Below are 18000 nucleotides of genomic sequence, written 5' to 3'. Positions count from 1 at the left end.
GCCGGGGCCGGCCGTCCCCGCCTTGGATGGCGGCCATGGACCACCCCCTCTGGACCGCACTCCCCGCCGACGTCCGTCGCACGGTCGACGAACACCTCGCCGTGCGGCGCCACGTCCACGCGATCAAGGCGATCCGCGACGCGTCGCCGGAGCCCGTGCCCGGCATCCGCGAGTGCAACGACCTGATCGCCGACCGGATGACGGAACTCGGTCTGCCGCTGTACGGGCCGACCTCCTCGGCGAGCCCGGTGCCGGGCCCTCCGGCGACCACACCGGCAGCGGACCTTCGGGCGGCGGACCTTCCGCCGGGCCCTTCGGCGACGGGTGCTACGAGTCGAACCACACCGTGAGCCGCACGTTGTCCGGCCCGTGCAGGTCCTCGGGCAGGCCCCGGTCCGGGGCGAGCGGTCGGAAGCCCGCGAGGTTGCGGACCCCGAAGAGGCAGCCGAACTCGTCGTAGTTCCGGCCGCAGTACAGCGCGTAGAGGTCCATCGCCACGCTCCACGCGGTGTCCTCGTCGCCCTCGTCCACAGGTGCGCCGTGCGTGCGGCGGTACTCGATGAAGCCGTGGATGTCCGTTCCCATTCCCCGGATCCTCGCAGTGCGCCGGGCCCCGGGGCGAGGCGTTTTCCCGGCGTGGGGCGGTGGTCGGGGGGTTACTCCGGCCTGACCGCGACCGCCTTGAAGAAGGTGTAGTGGAAGGTCCCGCCCGGTTCGGCCGCCCGGCGCAGGTCGGCGATGCCGCGGTCGAAGGCCTCCGGGGTGGTCAGCCCGGCGGCCAGGGCCTCCGCCCGGACGGCCTCGACCATCGGGACGAAGGTCCGCCGGGTGAAGCCCTCCACCAGGGCCGGGCGGCTGTCGTCCGCGTAGACCGTCCGCGGGCGGACCGTCACGTCCGCGAACCCGGCCGCCGTCAGCAGCGGGTGCAGCCGGCGACCCACCAGGGCGTCGCCGCCCGCCCCGGCCTGGAGCCGGACCAGGTGGTCGACGGTGCGGCGGGCCGCCGGGGTCTCCGGGTGGAAGAAGGCCGAGCCGTGGTCGCCCTCGATCACCGTGATCGTCCCGCCCGGCCGCAGCACCCGCCGCAGCGCGGCCAGTCCGGCCGTCGGTTCGGCCAGGTGCTCCAGCACGAAGCACAGGAAGACGTGGTCGAACGCGCCGTCCGGGAAGGGCAGTCGGTGCAGGTCGCCGTGGTGCCAGGTGACCTGGGCCGCCGGCGCCACGGTGGCGATCCGGGCCCGGGCCTGGGCCAGCGACCGGGCCGAGATGTCCGCCGCCGTCAGCAGCACGCCCGGGTTGGCGGCGAGCAGGTGCGCCGTCTGCGCACCCACCCCGCAGCCCGCCTCCAGCACCCGGCTGCCCACCGGGTAGGCGGTGCCCGAGTGCAGCAACTCGGCGAGGGTGTCGGCCTGGTCGCCGAGGCGCTGTGCCTCGGTGTCGGAGTAGCCGTGGACGTACGGGGCGGCGGGGAACAGGGTCGTTTCGGTGGTCATGGCTCAACCCTCGCGTCAGTATGGACCGGTGAACAGGTCCAAAGCCGCCGGGAACGACAGGTCCAAAGAGGCCGGCCCGGCCGGGGAGGCCGGGGAGACCGGGGAGACCGGGGAGACCGGGGAGACCGGTGTCGACTTCCTCCAGCTCGATGCCGCCGAGGCCCCGCCCGGCGGCCTCACCGACTGGCTGGCCCGCCGGTTGCGCGAGGCCGTCGCCGACGGGCGGCTGCCCGCCGGCACCCGACTGCCCGCCAGCCGGGTGCTCGCGGCGGAACTCGGGGTCTCCCGGGGCGTGGTGACGGACGCCTACCGGCGGCTCGCCGAGGCGGGGCAGGTCGCCGGGCGGGGCCGGGGCGGTACGGTCGTGGTCGCCCTCGCGCCCGCCGCGGTCCCCGCCGCTGCGCCGGCCCGCCCGGCACCCGCGCTGTTCCGCGACGATCCCGACCCCGAGGTCTTCGACCAGCTGCGCGCCACCCCCGCCCGGATCGACCTCACCCCCGGCGTGCCCGACCTCGCCGCCTTCCCCCGCGCCGCCTGGCTGCGGGGCGAACGGGCCGTCCTCGACGGCCTCGCCGCAGCCGACCTCGGCTACGGGGACGTCCGCGGCACCCCCGCCCTGCGCCAGGCCGTCGCCCACTGGCTCGCCCGCAACCGGGGCATCCGCGCCGACCCGGAGGAGGTGCTCGTGGTCGCCGGGACGGCCCAGGCGCTCGCGCTGCTCGGCCGGGCCCTCGGTCGGGCGGGCATCACCGAGGTCGCCGTGGAGGATCCGGGCTCGCTCGGGGCCCGCCAGCACCTCGCCCACTGGCTCGCCGCCACCCCGCCCGTCCCGGTCGACGCCGAGGGCATCCGGGTGGACGCGCTGCGCGCCACCGGCGCCCCCGCCGTACTGCTCACCCCGGCCCACCAGTACCCGACCGGCGTCGTCCTCGGCGGCGACCGGCGCCGCGAACTCCTGCGCTGGGCGGACGAGGGCGGCCTGGTCATCGAGGACGACTACGACGCCGAGCACCGTTACGACCGCCCGCCCGTCCCCGCGCTGCGGGCCGAACTGCCCGGCCGGGTCTGCTACGCGGGCAGCACCTCCAAACTGCTCGCCCCGGCGCTGCGCACCGGCTGGCTGCTGGTGCCGCCGCCGCTGCGCGCGGCCGTGCTCGACGCCAAGCGCTTCGCCGACCTCGGCAACCCGGTGCTGCCCCAGCTGGTGCTCGCCCGGCTGATGGAGTCCGGTGAACTGGAGCGACACCTCCGGCTGTTGCGCCGCCGCCACCGCCGCCGCCGGGACGCGATGATCGCCGCCATCCGCACCCACCTCCCCACCGCGACCGTGCACGGCGCAGCCGCCGGGCTGCACCTGATGCTCACCCTGCCGGAGCATCTCGGGTGCAGTGACGTGGAGTTGGCCACCGCCGCGCTCGCCCGCGGCGTCAAGGTGCAGCCCCTGTCCTGGCACGCCCGCCTGCCGTACCCGCCCGGCCTGGTCCTCGGATACGCGGCCGTCCCGCCGGGCGACCTCGCCGAAGGCATCGCCGTCCTGGGGGAGTTGGTCCGCCGGGCCGGAACCGGCGGCGGCGCTCCAGGTGCCCGCCCGGCTCCCGCATGAGCGAAGCAACCACCATGGGCGCGACAGAACCCACTGCTCCGGACCAAGGCGACATCCTGGCCAGGACGGCACGGAACCTGGCCGCGCACGCCTGTCACCTGCACCGCCACACCGCGGGTAGGACCGTCGCCGACGCGGCGGGCCCGACGGTCGCCGACAGCGGCCTCGCCGACGACGCCTTCGACATCGTCGTCCCGGCCCGCTTTCATGACTGCGGCCAGTTCGTCGAGCACGCCGTCCGAGGCCCCCCGCTCGCGGCCGGGGGCCGGTTCAGCCGCTCACCCGCCACCAGGGGTCGGCCTCGGCGCGGTCCACCTCGGCCTCGTACCGAGCGGCCTCGAAGGTGAACTCCGGCGGGCGGCCCGCGTCGGTCGGCAGTTCCCAGGCCGACCAGACCACGACGTCGCCGATCCGCTGCACGACGGCGGACAGGTACCCGCAGCAGCCGCCGGTGCAGTCCGGCTCGCCCAGCCTCACCCGGCGGGGCCAGGCGCTCGCCCGCAGCGGGCTCGGTCGGCTCCCGGGGAAGAGGACCGGGAGCCGCAGGCCGCGGCCCCAGGGGCCGATCGACCCGGCGACGAGGTCCTCCGCGTTGACCAGGAACCGCGCCTGGTCGCCGAGGCCGTGCTGCCGCGCCGACAGGATCTCCAGGTGATCGAACATGCGAGCACCCGAGGTGTTGTCCCACAGTGATCGACACGTCCTGGACGGTCGCGCTGGGTGCGGGGTTGTACGGGCTGCCGGCGGGCGGGTTCCTGGATACGCTGGCGGACCGGATGCCGTTGCTGACTCTGGAGGGACGGATGGCCCCGTTACGGCGGATCGCCCGGTGGACGTCAGTGCTGCTGGTGGTGGCGGCCGCGCTCGGCCCGGTTCCGGCCGGGTCGGTGACGCGCGGTGGTGGGCTTCCCGGTGAGAGGAACCTGGCGATGACCGAACCGCAGCAGGACTCGCGGCAGCTCGCGGGCCGGCGCATCGTGCTCTCCTACCCCGGGCCGACCCCGCCGCCCGGGGTGCTGCGGGCGATCCGGGAGGGCCGGGCGGCCGGGGTGATCCTGTTCGGGGAGAACGTCACCGGTCCGGCGCAACTGGCCGAGGCGGTGGCCGCGTTGAAGCAGGCCGCGGCCGAGGCCCCGGGGACGCGCCCGCTGCTGCTGATGACCGACCAGGAGGGCGGCAGGGTGCGCCGGCTGCCCGGGGCGCCGGAGCTCTCCGCCCGCCGCACCGGGACGGCCCCGGATCCGCTCGCCGCTGCCGTGGACTCCGGCGTCGGCGCCGCCGGAACGCTCGGCGACGCCGGGTTGAACGTCAACCTCGCCCCGGTGCTCGACGTCTACGACACCCCGGGCAACTTCATCGACCGCCACGAGCGCTCCTACGGCCAGGACCCGGCCGCGGTGGGCGAGTTGGGCAGTGCCTTCCTCGCCGCCCAGCAGAGCCGGGGCGTGGCGGCCACCGCCAAGCACTTCCCCGGCCTGGGTGCGGCGGCCAGCGACGAGAACACCGACGCCCGCCCCGTCACCCTCCCCGTCTCGCTGGACCGGCTGCGCTCCCGCGACGAGGCCCCGTACCGGGCCGCCATCGCTGCGGGGGTGCGCCTGGTGATGGCCTCCTGGGCGGTCTACCCGGCGCTGGACCCGGACCGTCCGGCGGGGTTGTCGCCCGCCGTGGTCCAGGGCGAACTCCGCGAGCGCCTGGGTTTCGACGGCGTCACCGTCACCGACGCTCTGGAGGCCGGCGCCCTCACCCCGTACGGTCCGACCGGCCCGCGGGCCGTCGCCGCCGCGGCGGCCGGGATGGACCTGATCCTCTGCTCCGCCCGCGACCCCCAGCAGGGCGAGGACGCCACCACCGCCCTGGCGGCGGCCCTGGACTCCGGTGGCCTCGACCGTGCCGCCTTCACGGAGGCCGTCGCCCGGGTGGACGCGCTGCGGGAGGGCCTCGGCTGAGGGCGGCCCGGGCGGCGGGGCCGAGCAGGAGGGCCAACGGTTCATCCCTGGTTCAACGGGCCGATGCCCGGCGAGGTGCTGGGGTTCGCCCTGCCGCATGGGAACACGCCATCGTAGGCGTGCTTTCGGCCGGAGGCATCGGTTCGAAGGGGAAGTGGCGCTTGGGGGTTTGAATCGCATGGCAGAGTTGCCGTCAAGGCACACATGAAATGTTACATGTGCCATGACGCATTGCTCGATCCCCGTCCCACGAGTTCATTCCTCACACCCTCCGAAGGAGGAGCCATGAACCGCATCACCCGCGTCACCCGGATCGCGGCGGGCGCGGCCGGTGTCGTCGCGCTGCTGGGCGCGCCGCTGCCGGCGGTTGCCGCCGGGCAGGAGTCCGCCACCGTCACCACCTGCGGGCGCTCCGGCCTGCAGGCCGGACTGTCCACCAGGGTCTGCGCGGACGTCACCGGTGACGCCGTCGTGCTGTACGGCCTGATCGGGCTGGCCGGGCCGCCCTCGCCGGGAACGCCGTGGCCGCCGGCGCCGCAGGAACTGGTCACCAAGCTGTCGGCCGACCTGGCCGGCGTCGGCCCGCTCGGCGCGGTGGCCGGGCGTACCGAGTTCAAGGTCAGCACGGTCAGGGTGGACGGAGTCGGCGCCACCGTGTCCTGCGGGTCGCTCGTGCACGCCTCCTTCTCGGTGGAGGGGAGCTTGCGCGGACCGGCCCCGGTCACCCTGGAACTGCCTGTAGTCTGCTGACGGCTCGTCACTCGGACTGCCGGGCCCGGGAGTTGGCAGCCTCCCGGGCCCGGCTCTGCGCCGTCCCGGCCCGGCCGTCGATGTGGGAGCGGTCACCTTCCACTGTGACGACTTGAAGAAATCTTCATCCGTAGCGATGATGCCTACCGGCCGCGGTACGGACCCCGCCCGGCCGTGGCGACCGGCCGACCGGACGACCACCGAGCCGGATCCGAGGAAGGGAACGGGCCATGCCGGTCCCGCTGTACCAGGCCAAGGCGGAGTTCTTCCGCACCCTCGGCCACCCCGTCCGGATCCGGGTCCTGGAACTGCTCCAGGACGGCCCCCGGCCGGTGCGCGAGCTGCTGGCGGAGATCGAGATCGAACCGTCCAACCTCTCCCAGCAGCTCGCGGTGCTGCGCCGCACCCAGCTGGTCACGGCCACCCGCGAGGGCAACACGGTGGTGTACGCGCTCAGCACCCCGGACGTCGCCGAGCTGCTGAGCGCGGCGCGGCGGATCCTGACCGAGCTGATCACCGACCAGGGGGCGCTGCTCACCGAACTGCGCGCCGCCGGAAGCCGGTCGCCCCGCTGAGCCGGTAGCAGTGCGCAGCCCGTGCACACCCCCGTAGCCGGGGCTTCGCGCCCACGCCGGGCGACCGTGACCGTGACCGACCCGAGGAGAGCAGCCCCATGGGCGACAGTGCCGACAGCACCAGCGAGGAGAAGCGCCGCCGCAAGGCGATGCTGATCCGCGCCGGCATCTACATCTTCGCCACCCACCTGTTCGCAGGCTTCGTCCTGCTGCTGTTCGCGCTCGGCGACCGCAAGTAGCGGCCGGGCCGCCCGCGACGCCCGTCAGCGAGCCCGGTCGCCCGGCACCAGGTAGCGGTCGCTGGTGCTGGTCCAGGCCTGGACACCGGCGACCAGTTCCCGGGTGCCGTCCAGGTACCAGCGCCCCGCCGGGTGGCGGCGGGCCAGGTCGCGGCGCAGCCGCTCGTTCTCCCGGTGCAGGGCGCTGACCCGGCTGCGCACCGCCCGGACGGCCCGGCTGCGGGTGCAGCCGCGGACCCGCTGGAGGGTGAGGACGGTGTTGAACGCGGCGGCGCTCTGCCGTTCCTCCCGCTCCAGCGAGTAGAGGTCGTTGATCAGCGTCGCGGCGTCGGCGGTGTTGGCGCGCAGGCGGTGCAGTGCGGGTTCCGCGTGCAGGGCGGCGGGGGCGTCGGCGCCGTGGACCCGTTCCAGTATGTTCATGAACGGGTAGACGCAGCTGCCGTGGCGGCGCAGCCGCATGGTGTCGGCCAGGCCGAGGGCGGGGACGGTGCCGCGGGCGCGGTGCTCGGCCTCGGCGGGGAAGGTGGCCAGGCAGGCGCGCCACTCGCGGGCCGCCCGGGCGCGCCAGGCGGGCGAGGTGGACCGGCGCTGGCGTTCCCACAGTTCCTGCCAGGCGGTGAGGAGCAGGTCGCCCGGTGCCGCGGGGCGGGCGTCGCCGTCGAGGGCGGAGATCAGCGGGTCGACCAGCGCGTGGGCCTCGGCGGGCCGGCGCCCGGGCGGGCCGTCGAAGCGGTCGTCCAGGACGGTGAACCAGCCCAGCATGTCCACCAGCAGGTCCAGTTCGGTGCCCCGGGCGCGGGGGAAGGCGTGGCCGATCAGCTCGTGCAGGGCGTAGGCCCGGTAGTCGGGGAGTTCGGTGGGGGCGAGCAGGCCGTGGCGGACCGCCCAGTCGGCGTGCCGGTCGGCGGCGGCGCGCAGTTCGGCGGGCGGCCGGGGGAGGGGTACGGCGGCGGGCGCGCCGGGGCGGGGTGTGGTGCCGGTGAGCGGACAGCCGCCGGAGTGCGGTCGGTCGGGGCCGGTCCCGGCCGGTGCGGGGCCTGCGGTGAGGGCGGCGCCCGCAGGCACGGCCCGCCCTGTCGGCGCGGAGGCGGTGGCGGAGGCGGAGGCGGCCGCACTCGGCGCGGCGGAGCCGCGCGGCGCCAGCCGGACCCGCAGGCCGTGGGCCTGGACGGTGGTCCACACCACCTCCCGGGCCCGCGCCCCCGGCACCGCCACCGGCCGCCAGCGGCGCAGGATCGCGGCGGCCGCGACGGTCAGCTCGGCCCAGGCGAAGGCCTCGCCGATGCACTTGTGCTTGCCCGCCCCGAAGGGCAGGAAGGACGGCCGTCCGAGCCCGCCGCCGTCCTGCCAGCGCTCGGGCCGGAAGCTCGACGGATCGTCGTAGCGCAGCGGGTCGCGGTGCAGCGCGGTGAGGCTGTACAGCAGCTCCGTCCCGGCCGGGATCCGGTACGGGCCGAGGTCGACGGGCACCCGGGCGGTGCGCATCAGGAAGGCGTTGGGGGCGTGCAGCCGCACCACCTCCTGGGTGACACTGCGGGTGTACGTGAGCCGGGCGAGCGCCTCGGGGGTGGGGGTGGTCCCGGCGGGCAGGTGCTCGTCCAGTTCGGCCAGCACCCGGGCCTCGACCTCGGGGTGGCGCAGGAGTTCGTCGAGCAGCCAGGTGAGCGTGGTGGAGACCGTCTCGGTGCCGGCCCCGAACATGGTGATGGCCTCGGAGCGGACGTCGGCCTCGGTGAGCGGGCGGCCGGTGGCCGGGTCGGTGGCGGCGCGCAGCAGGGCCGGCAGGGTGCCGCGCTGGTCCGGACGGGCCGTTCCGGGGCGGCCGTTGACGGCCTGGTCGACCACCCGGTTGAGCACCCGGACGGCGGCGTCGAAGCGCCGGTTGACGGGCAGCGGGAGCCGGGCGAGCGCCGGGTGGGGGTAGAGGGACTGGACGATCTGCCCCTTCACCAGGTCGGGCAGCGCCCGGTGGAAGGCGAGGGTGGCGTCCTCGCTGAGCCGGGCGTCGAACAGTGAGCGGGTCACGATCTCCAGCGCGAGGTGGTTCATCTCCTTGGCCACGTCGAGGACTTGGCCGGGGCGCCAGCGGCCGGCCCGCTCCTCGGTGACCTGGTGCATCACCGCCAGGTAGCCGGCCATCCGGTCGGGGCCGAAGGCGGGCTGGATGATCCGGCGGCGGTCGCGGTGCGCCTGCCCCTCGGACATCAGCAGGCCGTCGCCGAAGGCGGTCTTGAGGGTGTCCTGGACGGCGCCGCGCGGGCAGTCGTGGGCGAGGGCGACGAGCAGGGTGTGGACCAGCCGGGCGTCGGTCACCACGCAGACGGTGCGGGGCCCGAGCCGGATGCGGACCACGCCGCCGTGGCGGGCCAGCGAGCCGAGGAAGCCGAGCGGGTCGCGCAGCAGGGCGGCCGCGTGGCCGAGTCCGGGCAGGGCGCCGGGGGCGAGCGGGGGGACGGCGGCTCGGGGTGCGGGTGCGGGGGGCGGCGTGGTTCTCGGGGGGACGATCCGTTTCCGTGTCTCTGCCAGCAGGGCGTTGGTCGGCAGGGTCATGACACTTCCTCTCACCAGAGAGGCCGGTGCGGGCGGTACCGGGGGAGGGCACCGGCCGGCCGGCCGGGTGGCGGGGGCCGTCGAGCGCGGACCCCGCGTGCGCCCGGGGCAGAGGGCGCACGCCATGGGAAACGCGCCGGTCCGACGGGCGTTGCGCCGAACGCGCCCGGATCACTCCAACGGACGAGCATCGTGCCGGCCCCGCGCCCGTGCCTCCGTCAGGCCCGCCGCCCGGCCCGCCCGCCGACCCCGGGCCGGCCCGCTCCCGCTGCCCTGACCTGCGCCGATGTCCTCTTCCCGGCGGCCGTACGGGTCCCGACGGGAGGGTCTTTGGACCCTCGCCGCACGGCCACGCGAGGGCCAGCATGGTGGGCGGAGAAGGAGGAATCCGATGACCCGTCTGCGCCACCGGCCCGCCGGCTGTCCGGGTGCCCGTTCGTCTGCCACACCGCCCCCGAGGGCGGCCGAGCTCTCCCGGCCCGCCGCCCCCGGGTGCTCCACCGCCGCTACGGCGGGCGGCACTACGGCCTGATAACGCCGGTAGCGGACGGCGGTCGCGGGGCAGGAATGCCCCGTACCGCACTGCCCGCCCGTACCGCACTGCCCGCCTGTACCGCACTGCCCCGTCGGACCGCACCGCCCGCCGGGCTCCACGACCCTCCAGATTCCACCAATTCCACGACAGGGGAACGGGACCATGGACTGCGATGACGAGGTCATGCTGACTGTCCGGATTACGGCCGCCGAGCGGGCGCTGCTGCGGGACCTCGCGCGCGGCCACGGCGGCGACGTCTCCGGCGTCGCGGTCGACGGGCTGCTGGAGGTCATCCCCTCGCTGCACGACGACGGTTCGGTGCTGCCGCTGCTGCGGGTCCTGGCCCGGCCGGCGCCCTGTGCGGTCACCCTCTGGCTGCCCGCGCCGGTCGCGGACCTGCTGCCGCTGCTCGGCGAGCGGCTGGTGCGCACCGGCGGACCGTCGGCGGGCCCGGCCAGTGCCGCGCTCTCCGCCGCGCTGCGGGTGTGGCTCGCCGGGGACCGGGCGTTGCTCGCCGCCGGGCTGGCCCGGTTGCACGGCGGCCGCGGTGCGGCGGGGGCGGTGAGTGGTCCGGTGGTCGCTGGTCCGGTGCTCGGCGGCCCGGCAGCCGGTGGCCCGGCAGCTGGTGGCCCGGCCCGGGTGGAGGTCGCGGCCTGACGGCCGGCCGGGGGCCGGGGCGAGGGCTGGAGTGAGCCAAGTGACGGATCGTCATGTCACGGATGGCGATGGCATGTCCGAGGCGGAAACTTCGCTGTCCGGGGCGCTGGTCGACTCCCGGCGGGAGGTCTAGCATTCGACACGGCCGCCGGGGCGCAGGCCCCGGGGGTTCCGGCCGGGTGGCCGCCACCACCCCTGTGCCGGGGAGCGCGTACCCCCCGAGTGCGCTCCCCGGCACTTCGCCGTCCGGGCGGCTGGGCTCCGCTCCGCCTGGCCCCGCCCCGCCCTGCCGGGTCTCGCCTCGCCTCGTCTCGCCGCGTCTCGAACGGGCCCGGGAATTTCGCAAGAGGTTTCTGTTATTCCCCGCCGCCCCACCCGCTCTCCCTCGTGTCGGAAGGTTCGGACCCCTCACCACGGGGCCCGGACCGTCGCACGAGGAAAGGAACGCGATGGGACACCGGAGCAGCGAACTCCGTCGGCGCAGGCGCCGCAGGCTCACCCGCAGGAGCGCCCTGGTCGCCGTGGCGGTCGCGGTCGCACTGGTCGTGGGCACCCTGGGCCTGCGCACCGCGCTGGAGCCCGGGGCGATGCGCAGCGCCGCCACGGCGGCGGACGCGCCGCTCGACGCGGTCGCGGACGACGGTGGCCCGGGGGAGACCGGCACGGCCGAGGGTGCCACCAGGGCGCCCGCTCCGAAGCGGGACGAGAAGGCCGCTCCGCCCAAGGCGATACCCAAGGACCAGCCCGACCGCGGGCTGGTCTACACGGGGTTGAACCTGCCGACCGGTGACCGCTGCGGCAACATGCTGGAGGTCACCGGCAGCGCCCAGTGCAGCCACGGCCCGGACGCGCCGCCCAAGGACGTGGACATCCACAAGGACGTTCCGCCGGTCGCCGCCCCGGCCGCCCGGGTGCCCGAGCTCACCCCGCCCACCGGATCCCAACCCCCCTCCGCCGCCGACCTGTTGAAGGGCGGTGCCCCCGTCCTCGACGCCGCCCGGAAGGCGCTGCTCAGCGAGGCCGGCCAGGGCTCCGCAGGGCAGGACGCAGCTGCCCCGCCCGCCGCCGCCCCGGCCGCCGGATCGGGCCTGGTCTGCGAGGGTGACGGCAGCAGCGGCAACCGCGTCCAGGTGGTGTACGTGCACACCCCCGGCAACGACCGGTTCGCCCAGTACCTGTCCTCCTTCAAGAAGTGGGCCGCGGACGTCGACGTCATCTACAACGCCAGCGCCGCCGAGACCGGCGGTGTGCGGCACGTCCGCTTCGTCACCGAACCGGACTGCACGGCCTCGGTGTTGAACGTGCAGATCGCCGACTCCGAGATCCAGGACTTCAACGCGAGCAACCGTGCGCTGGCTGCGCAGGGGTTCAACCGCAAGGACCGCAAGTACATGATGTTCACCGACGCCAAGGTGTACTGCGGGATCGGCACCTTCGCCGGTGACGAGCGCCCGGGCCAGGACAACCTCAGCAACTTCGGCCCCTCGTACGGCCGGACCGACTCCGGCTGCTGGAGCGGGAGCACCGCCGCGCACGAGCTCGGCCACAACCTGGGCGCGGTGAACAACAGTGCACCCAACTCCAGCAAGGCCGGTCACTGCACGGACGAGTGGGACATCATGTGCTATTCGGACGCCCCGTACTACCCGCAGATGCGGATCGCCTGCGCGGACCGCGCGCATGACGACCGGCTCGACTGCAACCACGACGACTACTACAACACCGCCCCGGCGCCCGGCAGTTACCTGGCCACGCACTGGAACGTCGCGAACAACCGCTTCCTCATCGCGGGCAACGGCGGCGGGACCGGTCCGAACCCCACCCCGACTCCGACACCGACCCAGACCGCTGGCCCGACCCCCACGGGAACGCCCACCCGCACGCCCTCGCCGTCCCCCACGCCCACCGGCGGCCCCACCGCCACGCCCACCGGCTCCCCGTCGCCGACCAGGACCCCGGCCCCGGGCGGCACCGGCCCCGATGTGACGACGAGTCAGATCACCCAGAACTCGGTCGTGCTGAGCTGGAACGCGGTTCCCGCCGCCGCCGGTTACGACGTCCAGCTGAACGGCGAGACCATCGGCACCGTCCGCTCGACCGTGGTCGGCGTGGTCCGGCTGGCGCCCGGCACCGGCTACACCGTGGCCGTCGCCGTCCGCGACGCCGCCGGAACGGTCGGCAAGCCCGGCCGCGCGGCGAACTTCCGCACCCTCGCCGACGCCGGCCGCCCGCAGCCCGGCACCCGCTACAGCATGGTCAACGGCCTCACCGGCCAGGCAGCCGACCTGTGGGGCAGCTCGATGAACGACGGCACCGTGGCGATCGGCTACCAGCGCACCGGCTACGCCAACCAGAAGTGGCAGTTCGAGGACGCCGGCAACGGCGCACTGCGGATCAAGTCCGCGCGCTCGGGCAAGTGCCTGCAGCTCGGCGGTACCCCGGTGGCCGGGCAGTACGTGGCGCAGCAGCCGTGCTCCGACGCCGCTTCGCAGAAGTGGCAACTCGCCGCCACCGATGGCGGGTTCACCCTCACCGCCGACGGGACCGGCCTGGTGCTCGGGCTCAGCGACCGTTGGTACTACGGTGGTTGGCTGCTGGAGTTGCAGCAGCCGAACGGCCGGCCGTACCAGGACTGGTCGCTGCTGAAGACCTCGTAGCTCGGTACGACCGCGCGATCCCGCACCGTCCCGCACCACCACCCCGCACCACTGTGTACGACCCCGCACCACGGGTGCGGCCGCCACCACCGGATGGCGGTCGCACCCGGCGCCGCCGCTCCACGAACCCTCACCCCACCCGCCGAGGACCGCCCGCCATGCGAACCCGCACCCGCCCGCTGCTCGCCTCCCTAGCCCTCGCCGCCGTCACCGTCCTGCCCACCGCCACGCCCGCTGCCGCCCACGGTGACACCGTCCACCTGGACGTGACCGGTCAGCAGGACGGCCGGATCAGCACCGTCGCCACCTGGGAGAACGACCACGACCCGGTCACCGAGGAGTTCGCCGGTACGCTCTCCGCGACCGCCGCCGACGGCCGGACCGTCGGCCCCTGGCGACTGGTCGCCGTGCCGGGCCGCCCGGGCACCTACACCACCCGGGAGCTGCTGCCCGCCGGGCACTGGAAGATCTCCGTCGACTGCGCCTTCCCCTCGCTGGGCCACGGCGAGCGCGAACTCGACGTCGAGCCGGCGGCGATCAGCGACCCGGCACTGCTGGATGCGGCCGCCTCCTCCTCGGCCTCCGCCTCCGCCTCGGCCGCCACGTCTGCCAACGCCTCGGCCTCCGCCTCCGCCAGCTCCTCCGCCTCCGCCGCGTCCGGCGCCACGCCAACCGCAGGCCCGACCGTGCTGGCCGCCGCGGCCACCACCGCCGCGCCCGCCCACGAGAGCACCGACGACGCCACCACCTGGGCCGCCATCGGCACCGCCGCCGCGGCCGTGCTGCTGGTCGGCACCGGCTTCTGGCTGCGCGGACGCGCCCGCCGCTGACGGACCGGAGCGCGGCGCCGCCCCGGCCGGCCGTCGGCGACCCGTGATCCATGCCGCACGGCAAACCGGGAACCTTGTGGCGCAGGAGGCACGTCTGAGCGATCACCGGGCGTCACCGGACGCCCGGCCGATCGCAAGGGAGCATCCGCGTATGAGGAAGGTCCTGATCACCGGCGGTGCCGGCTTCATCGGCAGCACGGTGGCCTCGGTCCTGCTGGACCGGGGCATCACCCCGGTCGTCCTGGACGACCTGTCCAAGGGCCGCGCCGAGTTCGTGGAGAACCGCGTCTTCTACCAGGGCGACATCGCCGACGCCGCCCTGCTGGACCGGATCTTCACCGAACACCCGGACATCGACGCGACCGTGCACTGCGCGGCCAGGATCGTCGTCCCGGAGTCGGTGGCCAAGCCGCTGTTCTACTACCGGGAGAACGTCGCCAAGACCGTCGAACTGCTCGACGCCCTCCAGCGCCACGGCTGCACCCGGGTGGTGTTCAGCAGCTCCGCCTCGATCTACGCGCCCACCCCGGACGGCCGGGTCGACGAGGACTCCGCGCTGGAGGCGAACAGCCCGTACGCCCGCACCAAGCTGATGATGGAGCAGGTGCTCCAGGACTGGACCCGGGGCGAGGGCGCCGAGCGGCAGCGGGTCATCACCCTGCGGTACTTCAACCCGGTCGGCGCCGACTCCCGGCTGCGCACCGGTCTGCAGAACCTCAACCCCAGCCACGCCCTGGGCAAGCTGATCGAGGCCCACACCGAGGGCACCCCGTTCACCGTCACCGGCGTCGACTGGCCGACCCGGGACGGCTCCGGCATCCGCGACTACGTCCACGTCCAGGACCTGGCGGAGGCCCACGTCGCGGCACTGCTCCGGTTCGACGAGGTGATCGCCCCCGACGCGGCCGACCGCTTCCGGGCGATCAACGTCGGGACGGGCGAGGGCACCACCGTCCGCGAGCTGGTCGCCGCCTTCGAACAGGCCGTCGGCACCGAGCTGGACGTCCGCGAGGCCGGCCCGCGCCCGGGCGACGTGATCGGCTGCTACGCCTCCGTCGACGCCGCCCGCGAACTGCTCGACTGGACGCCGCGGCGCACCCTCGCCGAGGGCGTCGCCGACGCGCTCGCCTGGCGCGCCAAGTGGGCCGCCCAGCTCGGCGCGAGCTGACCGGCCGTCACCGCTGCTTCACGGCCTCGCCGGACTTCGCCCAGTTGTCGTGCAGGCGGTCCAGGTAGGACTGCGCCTGCGGGCCGATCTTGACGCCCCGGGCGAAGGCGAGCATGTTGCCCGCCCCGGCGTTGTAGCCGAGGGCGAGCAGCTCGTCCTGGTTCAGCGGGGCGCCCACTTTGGCGGGGAGCTGTTCGGCGAGGTCGTGGAGGTGCCAGGCGGCTGCCTGGACGGCCAGGTTGCGGTCGTCCGGCAGCTCCTCCCAGCGGCGGGAGGCGAACGGGCGGCCCGGCTTGGTGTCGTCGAAGGCGGCCCGGTGCATGTTGGCGATGCCGAAGGCGGCGTCCGGCTTGTTGCGCTGCCAGGCCCGCTCGAAGTCGGGGTCGTGCGGCTTGTACGCCTCGTTGTAGAGGATCGCCATCAGCAGCTGGGGGTTGACCCCGGCCTCGGCCGCGTACTGGCGCACCGGCGCCGCGTAGTCGGCGGGCTCGTAGGGGCCGGAGGGCTTCGACGGGGCCGCCGACGGCCCGCCGGATCCGGCCGACGACGGGGCGGCGGCGGACGACGAGGACGTGGACGAGGGCGTCGCCGAAGCGGCCCCGGGCTCGTGGCCGCCGCTGCGGACGATGCCCCACCCGGCCGCGGCCAGCACGCCGATCACGATCCAGCGCCCCCAGCGCGGACCCTTCTGCTCCTCGCTCACCGCCGTCGACCCTCCCCGTTCGCCCGTCATCCAGTTCGACCGCCGTACGGTCGCTCGCGCCCCGCGGGAGGCCCGGCCGGTGCTACTCGGCGGACTTCGCGTCGCCGTCGAGGTTGCGCAGGAAGTCCTTCGCCTTCTCGACACCGGTGTCGATCTGCCCGCTGTACTTGCCGTCCGTGCGGTCGTCGATCACGTCGCCGACCTTCTCCAGACCCTGCCCGAGCACGTCGCTGTGCTCGCGGGCGAGGTCGGTGGCCTTGTCCGCGATGTTCTTAAGACTTTCAAACATGGTGACGCTCTACTCCTCTTGTGCGTTCCTGTTGGTGTGCCGACGTGGCGGGGATCATGGTCATCCTAACGAGGGGCGGCCGGGCGGCCCGCCGCTGCGGAACGGCGGCGAGTGACTTTGCCGAAATGGGTTTGTATGCTCCAGACCAGCCTCTACAGGCCTGTAGACAGCGGGAATTGCCGGCGGACGGATGGCGTCCCGGCACGACGGGCGGCGTGGTCGCGCCGCCGCAGCCGAAACGATCGAGGGAAGTGCGCATGGCCGGCCAGCGGGCGAGAACGCCGTACCAGGACGCGGGACCTCGCACCGAGGACCCCGCCGTGCCTGCCCAGCGCTCCCGCGCGGCCGGCGGTGACCCCGACCCGTCGCGGGAGACCCGCACCCAGCGCGCCGGGGCCTCGCGCCGCAGGCACCAGGCCCGTCGGCGCGGCGGAGCGGTCGCCGCGCTCGCCGCGGTCGGGCTGCCGCTGCTGGGCGGGATCGGCGACGAACTGGGCGGCCCCGGCGTCGGCATCCTGTTCGCGGTCGGCGCGGTGCTCGGCACCGGCGTCGCGGCGGTGCTGTGCAGCCGGAGCGGCCGCTGGTGGGTGCTGACCGCGACCCCCGTGGTGGTGCTGCTGACGGCCTCGGGCGTCGAGTACGCGGCCGATCCCGCCAAGTACCAGGGCAAGGGGCTGGGCACCGGCGCGGTGCGCTGGGTGGTCGGGGCGTTCCCGGTGATGGCGACGGCGCTGGCGGTCGCACTGCTGGTGATCGTGGTGCGCACGGTGCTGGACCGCCGCCGGCCCCCCAGGGCCGGGGCCCCGAGCGGAAGGGGCCGCCGTGGCTGAGCGCACCAACCGCACCAACCACACCAATCGCGCCAAGCGCCCGCGCGGCCGGTCCCCGCGCCGAGGCTCCGCCCCGCTGACCGTGGCCGGCCGCACCCTGGCCTGCACCGTCTCGGCCGCCGTGCTCGGCGCCAGCGGCTTCACCTGGTACGAGTACCGCAGCCTGGACGACGGCATGATCAAGTCCGGTGCGCTGAACGAGGCGAAGAAGAACGCCCCGCCGCACCTGGACAAGTCCGTCAACCTGCTGCTGATCGGCCTCGACAGCCGCAAGGACATGGACGGCAACGACCTGCCCAAGCAGTTCGTCGAGGACGAACTGCACGCCGGCTCCAGCGAGATCGGCGGCTACAACACCAACGCCCTGATCGTGCTGCACATCCCGGCCAACGGCGGGAAGGTGACCGCGCTGTCCGTGCCACGCGACGACTACGTGCAGACCGCCGGCGCCGACGGCAAGATGCACAAGATCAAGGAGGCCTACGGCATCGCCAAGGAGGCCGCCGAGTCGAAGCTCGCGGGCAAGGGCCTCTCCAAGGCGGATCTGGAACGGCAGAGCCGGGAGGCCGGCCGCTCGGCCACGATCCAGACCGTGCAGAGCTTCCTGGACGTCCCGATCGACCACTTCGCCGAGGTCAACCTGATCGGCTTCTACGACATCGCCAAGGCCGTGGAACCGATCCAGGTCTGCCTCAACCACCCGGTCGACGATCCGATCATCGCCCGGACCGCCGCGCACGAGGGCGGCGGCACCGGCCTCAAACTGCCCGCCGGGATCAGCTCCTTGGACGCCGCCCAGGCACTGTCCTTCGTCCGCCAGCGCCACCACCTCACCAACGGCGACCTCGACCGCACCCACCGGCAGCAGGCGTTCATCTCCTCGGTCGAGTACAAGCTCAAGCAGCAGGGCATCCTCAACGACTTCGGACAGATGCAGAAGCTGTTCGGGGTGGTGAAGAAGGACGTCGTGATCGACAACGAGTGGAACATCCTCGACTTCGCCCAGCAGGCGCCCAACCTCACCGGCGGCAACGTCGAGTTCAACACCCTGCCCATCACCGGGTTCAAGACCATCGTTCGAAGTCCTGGACGCCAGTGGCGGGTTGATGGTCGCGATCGCCCGGGTCGCCCCGCCGCAGGCCCGCGCGTACCACCCCTGGGGGCTCGCCGAC

The 18000-nt window shown here is 74.5% G+C and carries 18 protein-coding genes and 1 pseudogene; 13 read left to right on the top strand and 6 right to left on the bottom strand.

Translation table 11 applies throughout. The features are described 5' to 3' along the window. Nucleotides 1–35 precede the first annotated feature (35 nt). Nucleotides 36–350: a hypothetical protein gene (locus AB0F71_RS29535; protein ID WP_360240434.1), complete on the top strand. Its 315-nt coding sequence runs from the start codon at nucleotides 36–38 to the stop codon at nucleotides 348–350. On the opposite strand, the gene AB0F71_RS29530 is transcribed toward AB0F71_RS29535, so the two are convergent. Further along, nucleotides 328–585 carry a hypothetical protein gene (locus tag AB0F71_RS29530; RefSeq protein WP_360240431.1) on the bottom strand — a complete coding sequence of 86 codons (258 nt, stop codon included), beginning with the start codon at nucleotides 583–585 and terminating at the stop codon, nucleotides 328–330. The genes AB0F71_RS29535 and AB0F71_RS29530 overlap by 23 nt on opposite strands. 71 nt (nucleotides 586–656) lie before the next feature. Beyond that, on the bottom strand, nucleotides 657–1493 hold the full coding sequence (locus AB0F71_RS29525; RefSeq protein WP_360240428.1) for a methyltransferase domain-containing protein: 837 nt from the start codon (nucleotides 1491–1493) through the stop codon (nucleotides 657–659). Nucleotides 1494–1680: 187 nt separating this feature from the next. On the opposite strand from AB0F71_RS29525, the gene AB0F71_RS29520 reads away from it, so the two are divergent. Continuing rightward, nucleotides 1681–3096, top strand: a complete 1416-nt coding sequence (locus AB0F71_RS29520) for a PLP-dependent aminotransferase family protein (protein WP_360240639.1) — start codon at nucleotides 1681–1683, stop codon at nucleotides 3094–3096. A 14-nt stretch (nucleotides 3097–3110) separates the two neighbouring features. Further along, nucleotides 3111–3302 (top strand): annotated as a pseudogene (locus AB0F71_RS29515) (GNAT family N-acetyltransferase); the annotation flags it as partial. A gap of 64 nt (nucleotides 3303–3366) precedes the next feature. Here the strand turns inward: AB0F71_RS29515 and AB0F71_RS29510 are convergent. After that, a complete protein-coding gene (locus AB0F71_RS29510; protein WP_360240425.1) occupies nucleotides 3367–3759 on the bottom strand; it encodes a hypothetical protein in 393 nt (130 codons plus the stop codon). A gap of 26 nt (nucleotides 3760–3785) precedes the next feature. Here AB0F71_RS29510 and AB0F71_RS29505 point away from each other — a divergent pair, with 26 nt between their 5' ends. The 4 genes from AB0F71_RS29505 to AB0F71_RS29490 all read left to right on the top strand — a co-directional run bounded on the left by AB0F71_RS29505 (nucleotide 3786) and on the right by AB0F71_RS29490 (nucleotide 6609). Further along, complete coding sequence (locus tag AB0F71_RS29505; RefSeq protein WP_360240422.1) at nucleotides 3786–5045, top strand: glycoside hydrolase family 3 N-terminal domain-containing protein; 1260 nt, start codon at nucleotides 3786–3788, stop codon at nucleotides 5043–5045. 285 nt (nucleotides 5046–5330) lie between these two features. Beyond that, nucleotides 5331–5795 (top strand): hypothetical protein, encoded by a 465-nt coding sequence (locus AB0F71_RS29500; RefSeq protein ID WP_360240419.1) that lies wholly within the window; start codon nucleotides 5331–5333, stop codon nucleotides 5793–5795. 230 nt (nucleotides 5796–6025) lie between these two features. Then, nucleotides 6026–6370, top strand: coding sequence for a metalloregulator ArsR/SmtB family transcription factor (locus AB0F71_RS29495; RefSeq protein WP_360240416.1), 345 nt, complete (start codon nucleotides 6026–6028; stop codon nucleotides 6368–6370). 98 nt (nucleotides 6371–6468) lie between these two features. Beyond that, nucleotides 6469–6609 carry a DUF6126 family protein gene (locus tag AB0F71_RS29490; protein ID WP_360240413.1) on the top strand — a complete coding sequence of 47 codons (141 nt, stop codon included), beginning with the start codon at nucleotides 6469–6471 and terminating at the stop codon, nucleotides 6607–6609. A 24-nt stretch (nucleotides 6610–6633) separates the two neighbouring features. On the opposite strand, the gene AB0F71_RS29485 is transcribed toward AB0F71_RS29490, so the two are convergent. After that, the gene (locus AB0F71_RS29485; protein ID WP_360240410.1) at nucleotides 6634–9159 is read right to left on the bottom strand and encodes a cytochrome P450; all 2526 of its coding nucleotides are present in this window, start codon (nucleotides 9157–9159) and stop codon (nucleotides 6634–6636) included. Between the two features lie 697 nt (nucleotides 9160–9856). Here AB0F71_RS29485 and AB0F71_RS29480 point away from each other — a divergent pair. The 4 genes from AB0F71_RS29480 (at nucleotide 9857) to galE (ending at nucleotide 15006) form a co-directional block, all read left to right on the top strand. After that, nucleotides 9857–10351, top strand: a complete 495-nt coding sequence (locus AB0F71_RS29480) for a hypothetical protein (protein ID WP_360240407.1) — start codon at nucleotides 9857–9859, stop codon at nucleotides 10349–10351. 449 nt (nucleotides 10352–10800) lie between these two features. Further along, nucleotides 10801–13008 (top strand): RICIN domain-containing protein, encoded by a 2208-nt coding sequence (locus AB0F71_RS29475; protein ID WP_360240404.1) that lies wholly within the window; start codon nucleotides 10801–10803, stop codon nucleotides 13006–13008. Nucleotides 13009–13166: 158 nt separating this feature from the next. Beyond that, complete coding sequence (locus AB0F71_RS29470) at nucleotides 13167–13838, top strand: hypothetical protein (protein WP_360240401.1); 672 nt, start codon at nucleotides 13167–13169, stop codon at nucleotides 13836–13838. A 151-nt stretch (nucleotides 13839–13989) separates the two neighbouring features. Continuing rightward, a complete protein-coding gene (gene galE / locus AB0F71_RS29465; RefSeq protein WP_360240398.1) occupies nucleotides 13990–15006 on the top strand; it encodes a UDP-glucose 4-epimerase GalE in 1017 nt (338 codons plus the stop codon). Nucleotides 15007–15013: 7 nt separating this feature from the next. On the opposite strand, the gene AB0F71_RS29460 is transcribed toward galE, so the two are convergent. Both AB0F71_RS29460 and AB0F71_RS29455 read right to left on the bottom strand, forming a co-directional pair. Continuing rightward, nucleotides 15014–15709 (bottom strand): lytic transglycosylase domain-containing protein, encoded by a 696-nt coding sequence (locus tag AB0F71_RS29460; RefSeq protein WP_360240395.1) that lies wholly within the window; start codon nucleotides 15707–15709, stop codon nucleotides 15014–15016. Nucleotides 15710–15791: 82 nt separating this feature from the next. After that, the gene (locus AB0F71_RS29455; RefSeq protein WP_360240392.1) at nucleotides 15792–15998 is read right to left on the bottom strand and encodes an antitoxin; all 207 of its coding nucleotides are present in this window, start codon (nucleotides 15996–15998) and stop codon (nucleotides 15792–15794) included. Between the two features lie 320 nt (nucleotides 15999–16318). Here AB0F71_RS29455 and AB0F71_RS29450 point away from each other — a divergent pair, with 320 nt between their 5' ends. Together AB0F71_RS29450 and AB0F71_RS29445 are read left to right on the top strand one after the other, a co-directional pair. Beyond that, nucleotides 16319–16828 (top strand): DUF6542 domain-containing protein, encoded by a 510-nt coding sequence (locus AB0F71_RS29450; protein ID WP_360240389.1) that lies wholly within the window; start codon nucleotides 16319–16321, stop codon nucleotides 16826–16828. Further along, nucleotides 16821–18000: LCP family protein (locus tag AB0F71_RS29445; RefSeq protein WP_360240386.1), on the top strand; the 1180-nt coding region annotated here is incomplete at its 3' end. The genes AB0F71_RS29450 and AB0F71_RS29445, both read left to right, overlap by 8 nt.

This window comes from Kitasatospora sp. NPDC028055 (assembly GCF_040637885.1).
GTDB lineage: Bacteria > Actinomycetota > Actinomycetes > Streptomycetales > Streptomycetaceae > Kitasatospora.
This window is presented reverse-complemented; position numbering and strand designations above follow the sequence as displayed.